The sequence below is a fragment of the Microlunatus endophyticus genome (genome assembly GCF_014646195.1).
Lineage (GTDB): Bacteria > Actinomycetota > Actinomycetes > Propionibacteriales > Propionibacteriaceae > Microlunatus > Microlunatus endophyticus.
The window spans coordinates 495694-513754 of record NZ_BMMZ01000001.1 but is presented as its reverse complement, the minus strand read 5'-3'; the positions used below and the strand labels follow the sequence as shown (position 1 = coordinate 513754).

The window sequence follows — 18061 nt, the reverse complement described above, 5'->3', positions numbered from 1 at the left end:
CGTAATGACATCTTCCGATCCTAGACACGCGATCATGGCGTGATGAACAGCCACGCGTCCATCCACCACGTCGAGCTCTGGCTACCCGACCTGAACAGCCAGCTTCCGGCCTGGGGCTGGCTGTTCGGCGAGTTGGGTTGGGAGCCCTACCAGCGGTGGGACGGCGGCAGGTCCTGGCGGGCGGACGACGGCAGCTACGTCGTCATCGAGGAGTCACCCGATCTCGATCAGGAGACGTTCCGGCGTACGCGTCCGGGCATCAACCACCTTGCCGTGGCGGCTGACCGAGAGGTCGTCGATCGGATCGTCCGAGAGGGTGCTCGTCACGGCTGGCGGTTGCTCTTCGGCGATCGACATCCGTACGCCGGCGGGCAACAGCACTACGCCGCCTACCTCGAGAATGATCATGGTTTCGAGATGGAAATCGTGGCCGCTGAAACGGACAACACTTAGGCGTTCCGGACAACACTTGGTCCTCGATCCTGTCGGTGCCGACCAATAGAATTCTGTGTATGGCAAGGGATCTGTCGGAGTGGAGCATCGCGGAGCTGGCTTCCGCGGCCGCCGACAATGCCCGAGCGCAGATGCTTGTCGGTTGTAACCTGCTGCGGATCGCCGACCAGTGGGCGCTCAAACATCCCGGCGACGGACTGCCCTTGGAGATCAAACTCGACAACGGCGCCGATCAACGCCGCCTCGTCGTTGGTGGCGATGGCACGCCCGATGTCGCCGAGGGTGCCGCAGCTGATCTCGCGCTGGAATCGCGGATGAGTGTCGGCCAGGCCCTGGCGTTGATCACTGATGCGCTCGACCTGCATTTCCGCTTCCCCTGCCTGTGGGCCCGGGTCGAAGCCGGCTCGGTCGCCGACTGGCAGGCCCGCCGGATCGCGCAGAAGACTCGCCGGCTCAGCCAGGAGCAGGCCGGATCGATCGACCGCTGCATCGCCGGCCATCTGGCCAACCTGTCGCTGACCCGGCTGGACAACCTGCTCGATGCCGAGATCCTGCGTGTCGACCAGGAAGCCCGCGACAAAGCCGCCAAGAAGGCGCTCGCCGAGCGCGACGTCCGCTTCGGCAAACCCAATCAGGACAATCTGACCGAGTTCTGGGGTGCGATGCCCGCCGACGACGCCCAACGCTCCGATGCGGCGATCAACCAACTCGCCACCATCCTGCAGGCCCGCAAGGACTACCTGCCTGCCGGAGTTCCCGTCCGCGGCGCCGACACCCGGCAAGCCTGGCGGTCGGTGGCGATGGCCCTGTTCACCACCAACCCGATCCTGGCCAACCAACTCCTGCTCCAGCACCAGCAACCCGACCTGTTCGACCAACTCTTCGACGACCGGTTCCCAGACGCCCATGATCCGGCTGGGGCAAAGGTAGTCGACGATCGGCCGGATCCTGTCCATGAGCGGCTGGTCGCCGAAGTTGTCGGCCGGATCGACGCCAGCAAACTGATCCCGTCGGGCACCTTGCACATCCACCTCAACGCAGACGCCTTCACCCGGCCGGAAAACTCGATCGCTCGGTTGGAGAAGATCGGACCCGCGCTGCTGTCCACGATCAAGACCTGGCTCGGCGACGGCTGCACGATCCGGTTGCAGCCCGTGCTCGATCCCGCCACCATCGCCCCCGTCGACCGCTACGAAGTGCCCGATCGGATGCGCGAGGCGATCCTGGCCCGAACCCCGGCCAGCAGCTTCCCCTGGACCGGCAGCCTCAACCGGCGCAACGACCTCGACCACACCCTCCCGTATCTGCCGCCACCGGCAGGACCACCCGGCCAGACCGGGCTCCACAATCTCGGCCCCCTCACCCGCCGAGAACACCGGGCGAAAACCATCGGGCACATGTCCTTGCGGCAACCCGACCCGGGCACCTACGTGTGGAAGTCCCGATACGGGCGCGTGTTGATCACCAACGACAGTGGCACCCACGACCTCGGCAACATCACCACCAACCAGCTCGCCAGCGAGATCTGGTACGCCGCCGACCGCATGCAACACCTGCACGCCCTGGACGTAGCCTGATCGCTGGTCCCGTGGCGCCGGAGTCCACTACCGTCGATGTCATGGACTACACGGGGACGTTCGAGATCATCGCCGGCAACAACGCCGCCTTCGTGATTCCGGATGAATTCGTGGCGCAGTTGGATTCCGGCGGCAGGCCCAAGGTCACGGTCGCCGTCAACGGCAGCAACTTCCGGACCTCCATCGCGCGGATGGGTGGCCGCTACCTGCTGGGCATCAACAAGGCGCGCCGCGAGGAAGCAGGCCTCACCGCCGGCGAGACCTACACCCTGCAGATCGAGCCCGACCGCGAGGAACGGACCGTCGAACTCCCGGCCGATCTCGCCACGGCCCTCGGCGGGGACAAGGCAGCGCTGGGTCGCTGGGAAGCTCTCAGCTTCACCGCCAAGCGTGAGATCGCCGAACCGATCGAAGCGGCCAAGAAGCCGGAGACTCGTGAGCGCCGGGTTGCCAAGGCCGTCGAAGCCCTGCGGTCCTGAGTCACCCGAAGGCCCGGGTCAGCGGTCGTCGGCCACGTACGGGTCCGGTGCACCGTCCGGCTCGTCCGGCACGAAGTCGATCACCCCGCGACGCATCGAGGACACCACTCTGCGAGCCTGATCGCGCAACGCTCCCGCCCCGGCGGCATCGGCGATCTGACCGGCGAAGTCGATCACCTGGCGCACCCAGCGGACGAAATCGCCGGCTGTCAGGTCGTTGTCCTGGAGCACCTGACCGAGCGGCCATCCGGCGGCCCAGCTGAACGCGGCGCGGGCGAACCCGATATCGGGCTCCGGGCCGCGCTCGATGCGTACGTCCCGCTCGGCCAGCGACACCTCCCGCCAGACCCGGCGCAGCACGACCATCGCGTCCTCGCTCCTCCGGTCGGGCAGCTGCGGTCGGAAGCGATCATGATCACTGCGCCGCGACTCGTAGATCAGCGTCGAGAGCACCGCGGCCAGCTGCGGCACTTCGAGTCCGTCGAAGACACCGGCCCGGATGCACTCCGCGGTGACGAGATCGAGTTCGGCATAGATCCTGGCCAGCATCCGGCCTTCGTCGGTGACCCGGTCGCGATCCTGGTCCAGGTAGCCGAAGGAGGTCAGCACCTGGCAGATCTTGTCGAACTGGTTGGCGATCGTCGAGGTCCGCCGGGCCATCTGCCGGTCCGCCTGATCATTCTCCCGTTGCAGCCGGATCGCCTGCGCGGCAAAGCGGGCGTGAGTCTCACGGTCCGGGCAGTTGTGGCACGGATGGGCTTCCAGCTGGGCGCGTAACTCCGCCACTCGCCGAGCAGCCTCCGGATCCATCGTGGCCGGCCGATAGAGCTCAAGATCGGGGTCAAGCTCACGAAGCCGGGACTCCAACGCCGCCCGCAGGTTGCGTACCGTCTGTTTGTCCTTGGGGTGATAGTGCTTGGGCACCTTGATCCGCCCGACCACCGGCGGCGGCGTCGGGAAGTCGACCATCCCCAACCGGCGGACCTGACCGTCCTCGGTCTCCACCTGCGGCTGCGGCGCCTGCCGGTGCCCGGCAACGCCCGGATCGACGACCACCGCCCAACCGGTCGACCGGCCGGCGGGAATGCGGATGATGTCGCCACGCTGCACCTGCTGCAGTGCTGCGATCGCCTCCGACTGTCGGTTGAGCTTGCGATCCCGGGCCGCCTCGGCCTCCACCCGGCTGATCTCGTCACGCAGCTTGGCGTATTCGACGAAATCGCCCCGGTCGCAGGACGCCCGCTCGAAGAGTTCGGTGATCTCGGAGTTGTTCCGTGCCACCTTCCGCGCCAGCCCGACCACCGAACGGTCCGACTGGTACTGCGCGAAGGACTGCTCCAGCAGGGTCCTGGCCCGTTCGCGGCCGACGGCACCGACCAGGTTGACGGCCATGTTGTAGGTCGGCGCGAAGGACGAGTTCAGCGGATAGGTACGCCGGGACGCCAGCCCGGCGACGGCGCGCGGATCCAGCCCCGGCTGCCAGAGCACCACCGCATGGCCCTCCACGTCGATGCCGCGCCGGCCGGCTCGGCCGGTCAGCTGGGTGTACTCCCCCGGCGTGATGTCGGCGTGGGTCTCGCCGTTGAACTTGACCAGCTTCTCCAGCACCACCGACCGCGCCGGCATGTTGATGCCCAGCGCCAGCGTCTCGGTGGCGAACACGATCTTCACCAGGCCTTTGACGAATGCCTCTTCGACGCATTCCTTGAAGGCCGGCAACAGGCCCGCGTGGTGGGCGGCGATGCCGCGGACCAGCGCCTCGGTGAAGGTGGCATACCCCAGTGCCTGCTTGTCGGCGGAGGTCAGGCCGGCCGTGTGCCGCTCGGCGATCTCGGACAGTTCGGCCCGCTCGGTGGCGTTGGTGAGCGTCAGCCGGGAGCTGAGCAACTGGCGTACGGCTCCGTCGCAGCCGGCCCGGGAGAAGATGAAGACGATCGCCGGCAGCAGATTCGCCCGCTCCAGCGCGTCCACCATGTCGTACCTGCTGGTGGTTACCCGCCGCCGGTCGCCCCGGTCCTCGAAGTTGCTGCGGTGGGCGGCACCGCCGTACCTGCCGCTGCCGAAGGACACCGAGCGCTTGCCCTTGCCGCTGCGGCCCCGCGGCCGCCGGGAGTCGTCCCGCACCGACCGCGACTCCTGCTGGGCGACCTTGGTCAGCGCCGGATTGACCTCCGGCCGCCGCTCGCGTCCCGCGCCCGACGAAGGGCCACGATCGCCGGTGATCGCGGTCGGCGCCACACCGGCGAACAGGTCGTACAACTTCTTGCCGACCAGAACGTGCTGGTAGAGCGGGACCGGCCGGCGTTCGGAGACGACGATCTTCACCTCGCCGCGGACCTCGTTCAGCCAGTCGCCGAATTCCTCGGCATTGCTGACGGTCGCCGACAGTGCGACCACCTGGACCGAGTCGGCCAGCCCGATGATCACTTCCTCCCAGACCGCACCGCGGAACCGGTCGGCCAGGTAGTGCACCTCGTCCATCACGACGTAGCCGAGGTTGGCCAGCGTCGAGGACCCGGCGTAGATCATGTTCCGCAGCACCTCGGTGGTCATCACCACCACCGGCGCCTCGGAGTTGATCGACGAGTCGCCGGTCAGCAGGCCGACCTTGTCGGCCCCGTGGCGGCGGACAAGATCGGCGTACTTCTGGTTGGACAGCGCCTTGATCGGGGTGGTGTAGAAGGCCTTGCGGCCCTGCTCGAGGGCGAGGAAGACGGCGTACTCACCGACAATGGTCTTGCCGGCTCCGGTCGGCGCGGCGACGAGGACGCCGGACCCGGCCTCGACGTATTCGCAGGCCTCACGCTGGTAGGGATCGAAGGCGAAGCCGTACGCCTCGGCGAAGTTGGTCAGCGACCGGCTCATCTGCCCTGCGCGGAAGGCGGCGTACGCGTCGGCCGGGCTGCGTCGATCCAGAGCAGGATCGGGTTCTTCAATGGCGGACATCGTTGCCAACGTACCCCGGCAGCCACAACGAGCCGGGTATCGGCCCGACTCAGAGTTCGGGGCGGCAGATCCGCAGCGCCGCAGGCACCTGCTCGACCCGCAGCGGTGTGGCGCCGATCATCTCGCCGTCGCCGAATCCGACCAGGCCGAGCCCGTCGATCGTGATCGAGTGCACCCGCAACAGCTCGACACAGGGTTCGCCGACGAAGCCGCCGGTGTAGAGCTTGGGCAGCAGCCGCAGCAGGGTGGGATGACCGACCGGGTGGATGATCGTGACGTCCAGCAGCCCGTCGGTCGGATCGGCGTCCGGGCAGATCTGGATGCCGCCGCCGTAGGACCGGGTGTTGCCGACCGCGACCAGCATCGCGTCCAGATCACGCCGTACGCCGTCGATGGTAAGCTGGTAGTGCAGCGGCTTGAAGGTCCGCAGCACCGACAACAGCGCGATCGGGTAGCGGATCGAGCCCTTCGGCCAGCTCATGTCATTGGCCCGGCGGTTGACCATCGCGTCGAACCCGGTCGCGACGATGGTGCCGATGTACGCGTCCCCCACCCGGGCCAGGTCGACCGCGGTCTCGTGCGCGCCCAGGATGGCGTCCAGCGCCACCAACGGGTCGGTTCCCAAATCCAGGCCACGGCAGAGGTCGTTGCCGGTTCCTGCGGGGATCAATCCGAGAGTGGGCGCGGCGGGAGCCGACTGCTGGGCCCGGACCGCCTCGTTGACGCCGACGTGCAGCATGCCGTCGCCGCCCATCACCGCCACGACGCCGGCACCGGAATTGGCGGCCTTGTTGATCAATGCGACGGCCTCGCCGTAGTCCCGGCTCAGCCAGATGTCGAGTTCGTGTCCGGCATCGCGGATCCGTCCGGCGATCTCCGGCAGCATCTCCTGCGCACGGCCCTTGCCGGCGGAGGGATTGACGACCAGCGCGATGCTGGTCGGCGGCCGCCGCGCCGTTGCGGCGGCCTGCCGATCAGGCATCGTCCTTCTTGTCCAGCCCCAACAGGTCGGCCAGGGTCGGTTTGTTCGCGGCCTGTTCGGCCTCGAGATCTCTGCCTTCGAGCGCGGCCAGCGCCTTGTCGGACTCGACGCCGCGGCCACCGCGGTTCATGAAGCCCGGCTGGATGCCTTGACGAATCAGCGCCCGGTCATGGATGTGGGCGATGACTTCGGCCGCCAGGTACAGCACGGTCATCGGCACGGCAAGCATCAGCATCGAGACCGGGTCGGTCTGGGGAGTCGCCACAGCGCCGAAGACGAAACAGCCGAAGATCACGAACGATCGCGCCTTGGCCAACTGTTTGGCGCTGACAATGCCGATGAAGTTCAACCCGAGCACGAACACCGGCACCAGGAATCCCGCTCCGAAGACCAACATCACCCGGATCAGGAAATTCAGGAAGTTGGTCAGATCGAGCAGGTTCTCGATATCACCGTTGCCCGGGGTGAAGCCGATCAGAACAGAGATGCCCTTGGGAATGAGGTAGTAGCCGAGTGCGACACCGCTCAGGAACAGCGGAACCGCAGCGCTCAGGAAGATCAGCGCCCACTTCTTCTCCTTAGCCAGCAGACCGGGAACGATGAACGCCCAGATCTGGTATAGCGTGATCGGTGATGTCGCAACCAATGCTGCAACGAAGCAGGTCTTGAGGATCAGCGTGAAGGGGTTGGTGACGCCCTCGACGACCGTCTGCAGATGCAGGTGCGGATGGGTGGCCTCCAGATTCGTTCTGGCGATCTGGTACGGCCGCATCAACACATCGAAGATCTGCGCATTGAAGATGTAGGCCACGATCGTGCCGATGATGGTCGCGGCAGCGATGATCACCAGCCGATAGCGAAGTTCCCGCAAGTGCTCCCAAAGCGTCATGTTGCCGTCTTCGGGCATGGGCGGCGGTTTCAGCCAGGCAAGGCTGAACCGTATGGGTCGTCCACGGAGAGTGAGTGCCACGTCGATTGACCGTCTCTACGAGATCGGGTTGGCAGGCCTGGTGCGCCAGACCTGATCAGTTGTCGCGACGGGCCTCGGACGGCTGGGCCGCCGAGTTGTTCACGTTCTGCTGGGTCGGCTGCACGCCACCAACGGCCGGGGGCGTCTGCTGCCGCTTCTCCTCGTTGATCACCTCGGCGTCGACGACCTCGGAGTCGGCCTTCTTGTCGCCGGTGAGACCCTGGGTCTCTTCCTTGAACTCCTTGATGGCACGACCAGTGCTCTTGCCCAGGCCCGCGAGGCGGGCGCCCCCGAAGAGCACCAGGACGATGACAAGGATGATGACGAGCTCGGCGGGGCCGAGTCCGAAGGGAGCCATCGGGGTCATGTGCGTTTCCTCATTTCGCTGTGATGCGGTTGCTTGTCGCTGTCGCATCGGTGCGACGGCTGCAACTCACGTCATCCTACGTCGTGATATTCGGCTTCACGGTCGGAAGAGATTGCATTCTTATCAGGATCTCGGAACCTTTCGGGTCCTGTGCCCAGCTCCGGAACCTGGATCTGGGCGGCAAGATCGGCCAACCGCGCCGTCCGCTGTCCGAGCACCCTCAGCTCGGCGAACACGTCGGATGCCTTGTGGGCCAGCCAGACCGCGTACGCGACGAGCATGATCAGCCCGGCAACGGCGATACCGCCGAACACATAGACCCAGATCACGGCCGCCAGCGTACGGCACCGGCAAGGAATCGTGGCCCTTTCCGGTCAGCTTTCGGTCGGGCTCTTCGATCAACCCGCCAGGGCGGCGTACTGGTCCAGTGCCTCCGACGCGGCATCGGCCGCCGAATCGCCGGCATCCTCCGGCGACAGCACCTGCGCCCCGCCGCCGAGCCGCAGCAGCAGCCCGCGCAGCCAGGCCGGGTCGCTGACCCGGGTGGTCACGGTCAGACCGCCGTCGTCGGCCGGAGTGACCGACTCCATCGGGTAGTACTCGGCCACCCAGGCGGCGGCCCGATCCAGCGCCAGGGTGACCAGTGGGGCGTCTTTGAGGGCGTCGAACCAGCCCTTGGTGACATCGCGCAGCTGGACCTGGTGCTCCGCGACATCGGTGTCGGTGATCCGGATCGACGCGATCCTGTCCAGCCGGAACGACCGCACCGCGTTGGCCAGATAGCACAACGCATCCAGATAGCCGTATCCCTCCAACACGAAGACCCGCAACGGGTCGACGAACCGGTGGGTGGTCTCGGCCCGGCTGGCGACGTCGTAGGTCAGCTCCAGCCGCTTGCCGCGGCGCAGCGCCTCGGTCACCGTGGCGCGGGTGTCCTCACCGCCGCCGGTCACCGCTACCTCGGCCTGCCCTGCGACCCGGTCCGGCCCCTCGGCGGCGACGCTCTCCAGCTTGGCCAGCGCCCGGTCGATCGCATCCCGGTCCCCGGTCGCGGTCACTCCGCGCAGCGTCCGCAGCGCCAGGATCAGCGCCAGCGCCTCGTCGGCGGACAGCCGCAGCGGACGGGTCAGATAGTCGGCGTTGGACAGGTGGATGACGCCCTCGCCGTCCACCGCGTCCATGTCGATGTCGATCAGATCGCCCGGGCTGAGTCCGGGCAGCCCGCACATCCACAACACGTTGAGATCCTCGCGGATCCGCTTCGGCGGGACCCCGAACGCCTCGGCAACGTCGGCGATCGACGCGCCGTCATGCTGGCGCAGGTACGGGATCAGGCTCAGCAGCCGCCGCACCTGCGCCTGGGCGGTCTGCCCGGTGGCGCTCTTCTCGGTTTTCTCGGGACTCATCGCACGGCTCCTTCAACCGGCGATCCGACCGACGGTGCGTAGTGCCGGGGCGCGGACCGGGTCGCCGCCACCCGGCGCAGCTGCTCGATCACAGCCGTCCGCAATTCCGCCGGCTCCAGCACCACGGCGTCGGCGGCATAGCCGACGACCTCCTCGCACAGGTAGCCGAGGTCGGCGTACGGCACCTCGACCACGTCGAATCCCGGCGGCCAGGCGTGGCTCAACTGCCCGAGCCGCTCCGCCTCAACGGGCCGGCCGTTGCGCCGCAGCCCGGGAGCCCGGCCGGGACGGATCGCGATCACAGCGGCCGCGCGAGGCTCCTCGGGTGCCAGCGACCTGGCCAGAGCGCGCAGGTCGAGATCGGCCGGGACCTCGTACGCGCCCTCCTTCGACACCCGCCTGGGCGTGTCGAGGATCCGCGACAGCTTGAACATCCGGGTCGCCCGGCGGTCGGTGTCGTGACCGATCACGTACCAGCGGCCCTTGTTGGAGGTCATCCCCCACGGCTCCAGCGTCCGGGTGGTGCCGCCGCGGTAGGTGAAACAGACCCGGGCGCGGTCCAGGACCGCATGCCAGAGCGGTTCGAAGGCCGGCTCGTTGGCCGAGACGTTGGGCTCCAACGCGCCCAGCCGGGACGCGTCCGGCTCGATCCCCGCGGCGCGCAGTTTGGCCAGCGCACTGCGGGTGGATTCGGCGACCGCCGTGTGCTGCCAGGAGCGCGCGGCGACCCCGACCACGGCAGCCTCCTCGGCATCCAGCTCGATCGACGGCAGCTCGAAGGCCGACCGCTCGATCCGGTAGCCGGGCTCGTCGTCGAAGAACGCGTCGAAAGATCCGACTTGTAACGGGATCCCGAGCTTGCGCAACTCTTCCTTGTCCCGCTCGAAGGTGCGCTCGAACGCCTGGTCGCTGAGATCGTGGTAACCCTCGACGATCTCGCGGATCCGGCTCTTGGGCAGGAAACTCCGCGTGACCAGCAGGCAGATCGTCAGGTTGAGGATCCGCTCCGTCTTGCGAGGGGCCATGGCGCTGGCTGTCTCCTAGGAAGTCGGGCAGATTCGGACGCTACCATCACACAACCGTTCGATTATGCGCCGCGCCGAGGTTTTTCCCCAAGCGTGTTTGCGGACCCCGCCCGGTGAGCCAGTACCGTGAGCCGGTGACTGCACCCGAGCGCGTCCGCGGTCGATACGCCCCCAGCCCGACCGGTGACCTGCACCTGGGCAACCTCCGGACCGCCGTCCTGGCGTGGCTGTTCGCCCACCACGGCGATCATCGGGGCGATCATCGGGACGTCGGGCCGGGTGAGCTGCTGTACCGGATCGAGGACCTGGACCCGTCGCGGGTACGGCCCGGCACCGCCGACCGGCAACGCGCCGATCTGGAATCCCTCGGCCTGGTCTTCGATCCCCCGCTGGTGATCCAGTCCACCCGGTTCGAGGCGTACGCGAGCGCCCTGGATTCGCTGCGCGAGCAGACCTTCGAGTGCTTCTGCAGTCGGCGGGAAATCGCCGAGTCTGCCTCGGCACCGCACGGCACACCCCGCCGGTACCCGGGGACCTGCCGTAACCTCAGCGCGGCCGAGCGGGCCGAACGCCGCCGGTCCCGGCCGCCGGCCATCCGACTGCGGGCCGAGCCGGAACCCGTCACGGTCGTCGACCTGATGCACGGCGAGATCACCGGGAGGCCCGACGACATCGTGTTGCAGCGCAACGACGGCTCCCCCGCCTACAACCTGGCGGTAGTAGTCGACGATGCCGGCTCCGGAATCAATCAGGTGGTTCGCGGCGACGATCTGCTGGATTCGGCGATCAGTCACGCCTACCTGGCCCGGCTGCTCGGCCAGCAGCCGCCGACCTACGCCCACGTCCCATTGGCCCTGAACACCGCTGGGCAGCGGCTGGCCAAGCGCGACGGTGCCGTGACGCTGGCCGACCTGGCCCCGTACGGCATCGGAGCACCCCAGGTACTCAGCCTGATTGCGGTGTCGTTGGGACTGGCCACCGCCGACGAACAAGTTGATCTTGCAACACTGCGGGACCGTTTCGACCCCGCCCGACTGCCCCGTACGCCATGGGTCGTCACTGCGCCGGGCCGGGATTGATTTCCGCCACTCTCGGGTACGACCCGACCATGAGCCAACCAGCACAACAACAGCAGCCACCGGGGACCGAATCGGACCTGGACCCGAAGGCCGATCACGGTGAACAGAGCTACGTCGGCTCCGGTCGACTGGAGGGCAAGATCGCCGTCATCACCGGCGGCGACAGCGGGATCGGCAAGGCCGTCGCGATCGCGTACGCCCGCGAGGGCGCGGACCTGGTGATCAGCTACCTCAATGAGCAGGAGGATGCCGAGGACACCAAGCACTGGGTGGAGAAGGCCGGCCGGCGCGCGGTCCTGATTCCCGGCGACGTCTCCGACCCCGAGCACTGCCGCAAGATCATCTCCACAACCGTCGAGGAGTTCGGACGGGTCGACGTGCTGGTCAGCAACGCCGCCTACCAGATGACCCACGAGACCATCGAGGAGATCAGCGACGAGGAGTTCGACTACACGGTCCGCACGAATCTGAACGCCTACTTCTATCTGGTCAAGGCGGCGCTGCCGCACATGTCGGAGGGTGCGAGCATCATCGGGTCGTCCTCGGTCAACTCCGATTCACCGTCGCCGACGCTGGCCCCCTACGCCGCCACCAAGGCTGCGATTGCCAACCTCACCGCCTCCTTGGCCCAGTTACTCGCCGACCGCGGGATCCGGGCCAACAGTGTCGCGCCGGGACCGATCTGGACACCGCTGATCCCGTCGACGATGCCACCGGAGAAGGTCGAGAACTTCGGCCAGCAAGCACCGCTGCAACGTCCCGGCCAGCCGGCAGAACTGGCCCCGGTCTACGTGATGCTCGCTTCCGACGAGGGCAGTTACGTGTCGGGTGCCCGGATCGCCGTCACGGGAGGCAAGCCGATCCTCTGATCGACCGCCCGATAGTCTCGATGCCGTGATCATCTGGGCCGAGGGAACCGTGGCGGCGATCGGCGACCGCTGGACGGGAGCGGCCGAGTTGATCATCGACACGCCTGGCGGGCAGTCATTCCGGTCGTTGGTCTACCTCCAACTGATGCCGCTGCCGCGGATCGGGGACCGGGTGTTGATCAACATCGCGGCGGTGGCCCGCGGCCTCGGAACCGGCGGTTACGCACTGGTCGTCGCCGTCCTCGATGACCAGAGCCGGCTGATCGGGCAACCGGACCTGCCCAAGGGTCACCTGGTGAAGGCGCGCTACACACCGACGCAGGTGATGATCGCCGGTGTCGACGAGCAGGGCTCTGAATTCCATGATCAACTCGATGCCACCGACGACCTGGACGGCCTGCCGGTGATCGTCGCCGATCTGCATTCGGCCGTGGTGCCGATCATCGCCGCGATCCGTGCCGACGCGCGTGATCTTCGGGTCGGCTACCTGATGACCGACGAGGCGGCATTGCCGATCGCCTTCTCCCGGACGGTCTCGGCTCTCAAGGACCACGGCTGGCTGGCGGGCACGATCACCTGCGGACAGGCGTACGGCGGTGATCTTGAAGCGGTGAACGTGCACTCCGGCCTGCTCGCGGCCAAGGTCGCCCTCGGCGCCGATCTGGTGATCGTGAGTCAGGGTCCTGGCAACCTCGGTACCGGTACGCATTGGGGGTTCTCCGGTACCGGCGCCGGCGACGTGATCAACGCCGCCTCGGTGCTGAACGGCCGACCGATCGGCACGTTGCGGATCTCCAGCGCCGACCCGCGGTTCCGGCATCGCGACGTCTCCCACCACAGCCTGACGGCTTACGGCAAGGTGGCGTTGCGGACGGCGGACATCGCCGTCCCCGACTTCTCCGACGTGTCGGCGCTGGCTGGGATCCGCGACCTCTACACCCTGCCGCGGCTGGCCGACCGGGTCTTCGAGTCGGTCGCCGCCCTGACCCCACTGCATCGGCTGCACCGGATCGGACTCGGTGGGCTGGACCGGGCCCTGCTGGAGTCTCCGATCAGCCTGTCCACGATGGGCCGCGACCTGGACGCCGACCCGGCCTATTTCCTGGCGGCGGCCGCGGCCGGCAGGCTGGCGGTAGAGATACTGGGGTCATGATCGACGATCCCGGTTTCCCTGGCCTGCACGTCCGCCCGCCGTCCGGCTGGGTCAACGACCCCAACGGTCTCGCCCTGGTCGACGGCCGCTACCACGTATTCTTCCAGTACAACCCGGACCGGCCGTTGCACGGGTCGATCAAATGGGGTCATGCCAGCTCGACGGATCTGCTCGCCTGGGACTACCACGAGCCGGCTTTGATCAACCGGCCGGGAACGATCGACGAGGCCGGCTGCTGGACCGGCTGCGTCGTCGATGATCACGGCGTGCCGACCGCCGTCTACACCGCGGTCGCCGATCGGGCTTCGGATGCCGTCGTCGCCCTGGCCCGCAGTGACCGGAATCTCCAGGTCTGGCAGCAGTCCGACCGCGGTGTGATGGGTCCGCCGGCGGACCGACGACTTGCCGAGACCAGGGATCCGTACGTCTTCAGCTATGGCGACCATCGGTATGCGGTGCAGGGAACCGGCGGCCCCGACGCGGACCCGGCCATCCTGCTCTACGGCTGTGATGATCTTGACCACTGGACCGAGCTCGGCGTGCTGCTCGACTACACCGATCCCCTGGTCCGCGATGTCGCCGAGTCGACCACCTGGGAATGTCCGAATCTCTTCCGGTTGGACGATCAGTGGGTCCTGGTGGTGGCCTGCAACCGGCGTGGTGATCTTGCCAGTGTCTATCTGATCGGCGATCTGCAGCCGGACGGAGACGGGCTGCGCTTCGTCCCGACGTCCGGCGGGCTGGTCGACCAGAGCCCGGTCTTCTACGCGCCGCAGGTGATGCTGGCCGACGACCGGGTGCTGATCTGGGGCTGGGCGCGCGAGATCGATCGCAGCGACGAGGACCTGCTGGCCGCGGGCTGGGCCGGTGCGCTGACCTTCCCGCGTGAATTGCGGGTCCGAGACGGTCGACTGGTCTCGATCCCGGCAACGGAGCTGGATACGCTGCGAGCCGGGGACCTGACCGGCCCCGAGATCACCGAGCGCGCCTTCGAGGTGCGCAGCACCGGCCCGGTGGTGCTGGAGCTGCACGGAGACGAAGATCGGGTGGTCGCGGAGGAGCCCGGTACGGTACGGATCCTGGTCGACGGCAGCATGATCGAGGTCTTCGGCGAGTCCGGCACTCCGCGGACACTGCGGGCCTACCCAACCCCGACCTCGACCTGGCGGGTCCGTGGCGCGGACGACAGCACGGTCCGGATCAACCGGCTGGCCCGTCCGCTCTGACGCCACGATGCCGATCCTGATCACCATCACGGGGCCGATCGCCGCGGGGAAGAACACCGTCGCCGAACTGCTGGCTGATCATGTCCTCAGCACCGGCCGCACGGTTGTGGTCGCCGACGTCGATGATGTCGCGGACATGCTGAGAATGCCTGCCGGTGACGGCAAGGGCCGGCTGTGGTTCCGGGCGCATCAGGCACACGGCGCGCTGGTGGGTCAGTGGATGCGTTCGGATGTCGACGTCGTGATCAGCATCGGCCCGGTCTACACGCGCGAGGAGCAGGATGCCTTGTACACAAGGCTTCCTGAGGATGCGGTCGTCGTGCGGGTGTTGATCGACGCTCCCATCTTCGCGACCTGGGAGCGGGTCACCGCCGACGTCCATCGCGGCGCGTCGAGGCAACGCGAATTCCACGAGTCCGCGCATGCCCGCTATCGATCGCTCAAGGACCAGATCCCGGCCGACCTGGTCTTCGACTCCGGCGACCTGGCCGCCGCCGACATCGCCGCGAAGATCATCACTGCCGCCGGACTCGACTGATCACAGCGCCCGCCGGTATCGCCCGAGCGCGAAACGGGCGAAGACCTGCATCGCCGCGACCAGCAGCACCAGAACGGCCAGATCAACGAGCACCCGCGACCCGGCCGTGCCGAGCATGGACGTCCTCGCGGCGTCGACCGCCCAGCTGACCGGGTTCAGCGCCGACACCTCCTGCATCCAGGGCGGCATCTGGGCGACAGATGTCAGGGTCGCCGACAGGAACATGAACGGCAGCACGGCAAACTGTCCGACCGCGATCATCGTCTCCTGCCGGCGGAAGAGCAGGGCAAGCGCATAGGAGAAGGCCGCGAAGCCCGCACAGATCAGCGCCGCGGAGACCAGGATCACCAGCACGCTGATCAGATCGTTCGGCCGGGCTCCGAAGGCGTACGCCACCGCGACGACGGCCGCCGCCTGCAGAGAGCCGATGATCGCCGCCTGGACGGTCCGCGACACGACGAGCGTGCTCGGCGGCATCGGCGTTGTCAGGAAGCGATCCAGCGCACCGCGCTCGATGTCGGCGATCATGCCCGGCCCCTCCCAGGCGCCGTGGCTGAAAGCCGAGATAACCGCGATACCCGGGGCCAGGAACTGCAGGTAGGAGTCCGTGCCGAAGCCGCCCAACCGCGGCAGTCGATTGAACAACTGGCTGTAGAGCAGCAGCCAGACCATCGGCTGGACGAGCATGATCGGAAACAGCAGCGGTTGCCGGCGCAGCATCCGGTAGCCGCGGCCCAGCATGGTCGTCGTAGCGGTGAACTGATCTCCGACCGCCGCGATCGACGTTCTGGTGATGATCGCGATGATCATGGTGCCAGGACCTCCTCGACGGGACCGGCGTAGCGCTGATAGACCTCATCGAGCCCGGCCGGATGATCGCTATCCGTTGCCACGCGAGCCTTGAGCTCGGCCGGCGTCCCCTCCGCCACCACCCGGCCGCCGTTGATGATCACGATCCGATCGGCGAGCTGGTCGGCCTCTTCCAGGTAGTGGGTGGTGAGCAGGATGCTGAGCTGCTGTTCGGCCGCGATCCCGGCCAGCCCGGACCACAGGGCCGTACGCGCCTGTGGATCGAGTCCGGTCGTCGGCTCGTCCAGGAAGAGCAGCCGCGGGCGGTGCACGATCCCCATCGCGATCTCCAGCCGTCGCCGCATGCCTCCGGAATACGTCCGTGCCAGCCGATCGGCGGCGTACTCCAGTTGGACGAGCTCGAGGAGCTCCGCCACCCGATCCTGGGCCGCGCGGCCGCGGATCCGGTGCGCCGCCGCCTGGACCAGCAGATTCTCCCGCCCGGTCAGATACGCGTCGGTCCCCGCCTCCTGCGCGACATAGCCGATCGACTGCCGGATCTGGCGGGTCTGGCGGTTCAGGTCGTAGCCCGCGATCTGCCCGGAGCCCGCACTGGCCCGGGTCAGCGTGGACAGGATCCGCACCGTTGTCGACTTGCCTGCCCCGTTGGGGCCGAGCAGACAGAGCACGTCGCCTTCCGGCAGCGCAAGGGACACGTCGGCGACAGCCTCGACGTCGCCGTACCGCTTGACGAGGTGCCGGACCTCGATCACGTTGCCCATGATCAGGACCCGGCCTGCTCGGCAGCGATCTCACCGAGCAGATCCTCCAGCTCGTCGTGCCAGGCCAGCTCGGCGCGAAGGTGCAACTCCCCGCGCCGGTAGCCGGCCAGCGCCGAAGCCGGGAGCTTGCACTCCTGGCGATACAACTCGCGGCCGGCGACCAGGTCGTCCAGTTCGGCGGCCAGCGCGGCACGCCGACGCGACAACCGCTCCTGCAGCGCGTCCTCATCCAAACCGGCGGGCCACTTCAGGGCTGCCTCGACAGTTGTCGAGTAGATCGACGGCTGGGTGAGGGCGCGGTCGCGATGGATCGCCAGCTCGGCCAGCCCGTCGTCGGTGATCTCGTACACCGTGCGCTGGGGCCGATTGCCCTGCTGCTCGACCTTGACGGGTGCGATCAGGCCCTCGGCCTCGAGGCGGTGCAACATCCCGTACAACGCGCCGACCTTAACCCCGCCCCAATTCTCCACGCCGGTCAGTTCCGCGGTGCGGCGGATCTGGTGGCCGTGCAGCGGACCGCCGGCCAGCAGGCCGAGGATCATCAGCCGCCCGAGGTTGGCATCACTCATGCGATTAGTCTCACACGACTAATCGCATAAGATCAAGAGGTCTCGGAATCCGATTCGGCCTCGCTGAGTGCGCGCAGCCGAGCGAGCGAGGCATCCCAGTAGACCTCGTAGCGCCGTGCCCACGCACCGAAGGCATCGTCGAAACCGGCCGGGTCGATCCGGTAGTGCTGGTTGCGCCCGCGCTTCTCGGCCCGGACCAGGCCGGCGGCCCGCAGCGCCATCAGATGCTTGGAGATGCCCGAGGCCACCAGCCCGGGGAATTCCGCGGCCAACTCCCCCACCGTCAGCGATCCCCGCTCGGCCAGCAGGTCGAGCATCCGCCGCCGGGTCGGGTCCGCGATCAACCGGAAGGGATCGTCGGGACTAGGCACCCTGGTCCCCGGCCACCACGGCGGCCAACTGCTGGAGGATCAGGTGCTTGTCGGCTCCGCGCTCGTACGCCTGCCGCGTGGCCTGCCACCCCGGCTTGCCGATCCCGGCGAAACCGTCGTGCACCAGACTGATCCGCGTTCCCGCGGGAACGGCGGTCAGCGCGACTACCAGTCGCCCGGGATTCAGCCAGCCGGCGTCCTCTTCCAGCCAGGACAGCACCAGCCTGCCCTCGGGAACCAGTTCCAGTACCGTGCCACTGATCCAGGTCTCGTCGTCGGCGCCGCGCATCCGGTAGCTGCCACCTTCCCGCAGATCGATGTCGAGGCTGGGCGCCAGCCAGCGGCGCAACCTCTCCGGCGTGCTGAACCACGCCCAGACAGTGCTGGGTGGGGCTGCGATGTCCAATGTTCGCTCGACTTGCGGCATGACGTGCCCTCCAATGCATTACCGAATAGTAAGCCTTACCGTACGGTAATGAA

General features: G+C 67.6%; 20 protein-coding genes. 8 read left to right on the top strand and 12 right to left on the bottom strand.

The window, feature by feature from the left end:
• The first annotated feature begins 42 nt into the window (after nt 1-42).
• From IEY07_RS02585 to IEY07_RS02575, 3 genes are read left to right on the top strand one after another with little or no spacing between them, the layout of a single operon-like run.
• On the top strand, nt 43-453 hold the full coding sequence (locus tag IEY07_RS02585; RefSeq protein ID WP_188893581.1) for a VOC family protein: 411 nt from the start codon (nt 43-45) through the stop codon (nt 451-453).
• A 59-nt stretch (nt 454-512) separates the two neighbouring features.
• Nucleotides 513-2030 carry a DUF222 domain-containing protein gene (locus IEY07_RS02580; protein ID WP_188893580.1) on the top strand — a complete coding sequence of 506 codons (1518 nt, stop codon included), beginning with the start codon at nt 513-515 and terminating at the stop codon, nt 2028-2030.
• A 41-nt stretch (nt 2031-2071) separates the two neighbouring features.
• Nucleotides 2072-2509, top strand: coding sequence for a YdeI/OmpD-associated family protein (locus IEY07_RS02575; RefSeq protein ID WP_188893579.1), 438 nt, complete (start codon nt 2072-2074; stop codon nt 2507-2509).
• Nucleotides 2510-2527: 18 nt separating this feature from the next.
• Here the strand turns inward: IEY07_RS02575 and IEY07_RS02570 are convergent, their stop codons facing one another.
• From IEY07_RS02570 to IEY07_RS02540, 7 genes are all read right to left on the bottom strand, one after another.
• Nucleotides 2528-5374, bottom strand: coding sequence for a DEAD/DEAH box helicase (locus tag IEY07_RS02570; protein WP_188893826.1), 2847 nt, complete (start codon nt 5372-5374; stop codon nt 2528-2530).
• 130 nt (nt 5375-5504) lie between these two features.
• Nucleotides 5505-6437 carry a diacylglycerol/lipid kinase family protein gene (locus tag IEY07_RS02565; protein ID WP_188893578.1) on the bottom strand — a complete coding sequence of 311 codons (933 nt, stop codon included), beginning with the start codon at nt 6435-6437 and terminating at the stop codon, nt 5505-5507.
• On the bottom strand, nt 6430-7344 hold the full coding sequence (gene tatC / locus IEY07_RS02560; RefSeq protein ID WP_229669624.1) for a twin-arginine translocase subunit TatC: 915 nt from the start codon (nt 7342-7344) through the stop codon (nt 6430-6432). Before tatC ends, IEY07_RS02565 begins: the two co-directional genes overlap by 8 nt.
• Nucleotides 7345-7462: 118 nt before the next feature.
• Complete coding sequence (tatA, locus tag IEY07_RS24640; RefSeq protein WP_373288790.1) at nt 7463-7774, bottom strand: twin-arginine translocase TatA/TatE family subunit; 312 nt, start codon at nt 7772-7774, stop codon at nt 7463-7465.
• Nucleotides 7775-7845: 71 nt separating this feature from the next.
• On the bottom strand, nt 7846-8103 hold the full coding sequence (locus tag IEY07_RS02550; protein ID WP_188893576.1) for a hypothetical protein: 258 nt from the start codon (nt 8101-8103) through the stop codon (nt 7846-7848).
• A gap of 69 nt (nt 8104-8172) precedes the next feature.
• The gene (locus tag IEY07_RS02545) at nt 8173-9180 is read right to left on the bottom strand and encodes a helix-turn-helix transcriptional regulator (RefSeq protein ID WP_188893575.1); all 1008 of its coding nucleotides are present in this window, start codon (nt 9178-9180) and stop codon (nt 8173-8175) included.
• Nucleotides 9177-10205, bottom strand: a complete 1029-nt coding sequence (locus tag IEY07_RS02540; RefSeq protein ID WP_188893574.1) for a helix-turn-helix transcriptional regulator — start codon at nt 10203-10205, stop codon at nt 9177-9179. The genes IEY07_RS02545 and IEY07_RS02540 overlap by 4 nt, the downstream gene beginning before the upstream one ends.
• Nucleotides 10206-10339: 134 nt before the next feature.
• Between IEY07_RS02540 and gluQRS the strand changes: the two genes are divergently transcribed.
• From gluQRS to IEY07_RS02515, 5 genes are read left to right on the top strand one after another with little or no spacing between them, the layout of a single operon-like run.
• A complete protein-coding gene (gene gluQRS, locus IEY07_RS02535) occupies nt 10340-11284 on the top strand; it encodes a tRNA glutamyl-Q(34) synthetase GluQRS (RefSeq protein ID WP_188893573.1) in 945 nt (314 codons plus the stop codon).
• Nucleotides 11285-11313: 29 nt separating this feature from the next.
• On the top strand, nt 11314-12153 hold the full coding sequence (locus IEY07_RS02530; protein WP_188893572.1) for an SDR family oxidoreductase: 840 nt from the start codon (nt 11314-11316) through the stop codon (nt 12151-12153).
• Nucleotides 12154-12178: 25 nt separating this feature from the next.
• Entirely contained in the window at nt 12179-13306 is a 1128-nt protein-coding gene (locus tag IEY07_RS02525) for a DUF3866 family protein (RefSeq protein ID WP_188893571.1), read from the top strand.
• Nucleotides 13303-14532 carry a glycoside hydrolase family 32 protein gene (locus tag IEY07_RS02520; RefSeq protein ID WP_188893570.1) on the top strand — a complete coding sequence of 410 codons (1230 nt, stop codon included), beginning with the start codon at nt 13303-13305 and terminating at the stop codon, nt 14530-14532. Before IEY07_RS02525 ends, IEY07_RS02520 begins: the two co-directional genes overlap by 4 nt.
• A gap of 7 nt (nt 14533-14539) precedes the next feature.
• On the top strand, nt 14540-15070 hold the full coding sequence (locus IEY07_RS02515) for a hypothetical protein (protein ID WP_188893569.1): 531 nt from the start codon (nt 14540-14542) through the stop codon (nt 15068-15070).
• Here IEY07_RS02515 and IEY07_RS02510 read toward each other — a convergent pair whose 3' ends face one another.
• From IEY07_RS02510 to IEY07_RS02490, 5 genes are read right to left on the bottom strand one after another with little or no spacing between them, the layout of a single operon-like run.
• Nucleotides 15071-15880, bottom strand: coding sequence for an ABC transporter permease (locus IEY07_RS02510; RefSeq protein WP_188893568.1), 810 nt, complete (start codon nt 15878-15880; stop codon nt 15071-15073).
• On the bottom strand, nt 15877-16641 hold the full coding sequence (locus tag IEY07_RS02505; protein ID WP_188893567.1) for an ABC transporter ATP-binding protein: 765 nt from the start codon (nt 16639-16641) through the stop codon (nt 15877-15879). The genes IEY07_RS02510 and IEY07_RS02505 overlap by 4 nt, the downstream gene beginning before the upstream one ends.
• Before the next feature lie 2 nt (nt 16642-16643).
• Nucleotides 16644-17210, bottom strand: coding sequence for a PadR family transcriptional regulator (locus IEY07_RS02500; RefSeq protein WP_188893566.1), 567 nt, complete (start codon nt 17208-17210; stop codon nt 16644-16646).
• A gap of 32 nt (nt 17211-17242) precedes the next feature.
• Nucleotides 17243-17581: an ArsR/SmtB family transcription factor gene (locus IEY07_RS02495; protein WP_188893565.1), complete on the bottom strand. Its 339-nt coding sequence runs from the start codon at nt 17579-17581 to the stop codon at nt 17243-17245.
• Nucleotides 17574-18008: an SRPBCC family protein gene (locus tag IEY07_RS02490; protein WP_188893564.1), complete on the bottom strand. Its 435-nt coding sequence runs from the start codon at nt 18006-18008 to the stop codon at nt 17574-17576. Before IEY07_RS02490 ends, IEY07_RS02495 begins: the two co-directional genes overlap by 8 nt.
• Between the last annotated feature and the right edge of the window lie 53 nt (nt 18009-18061).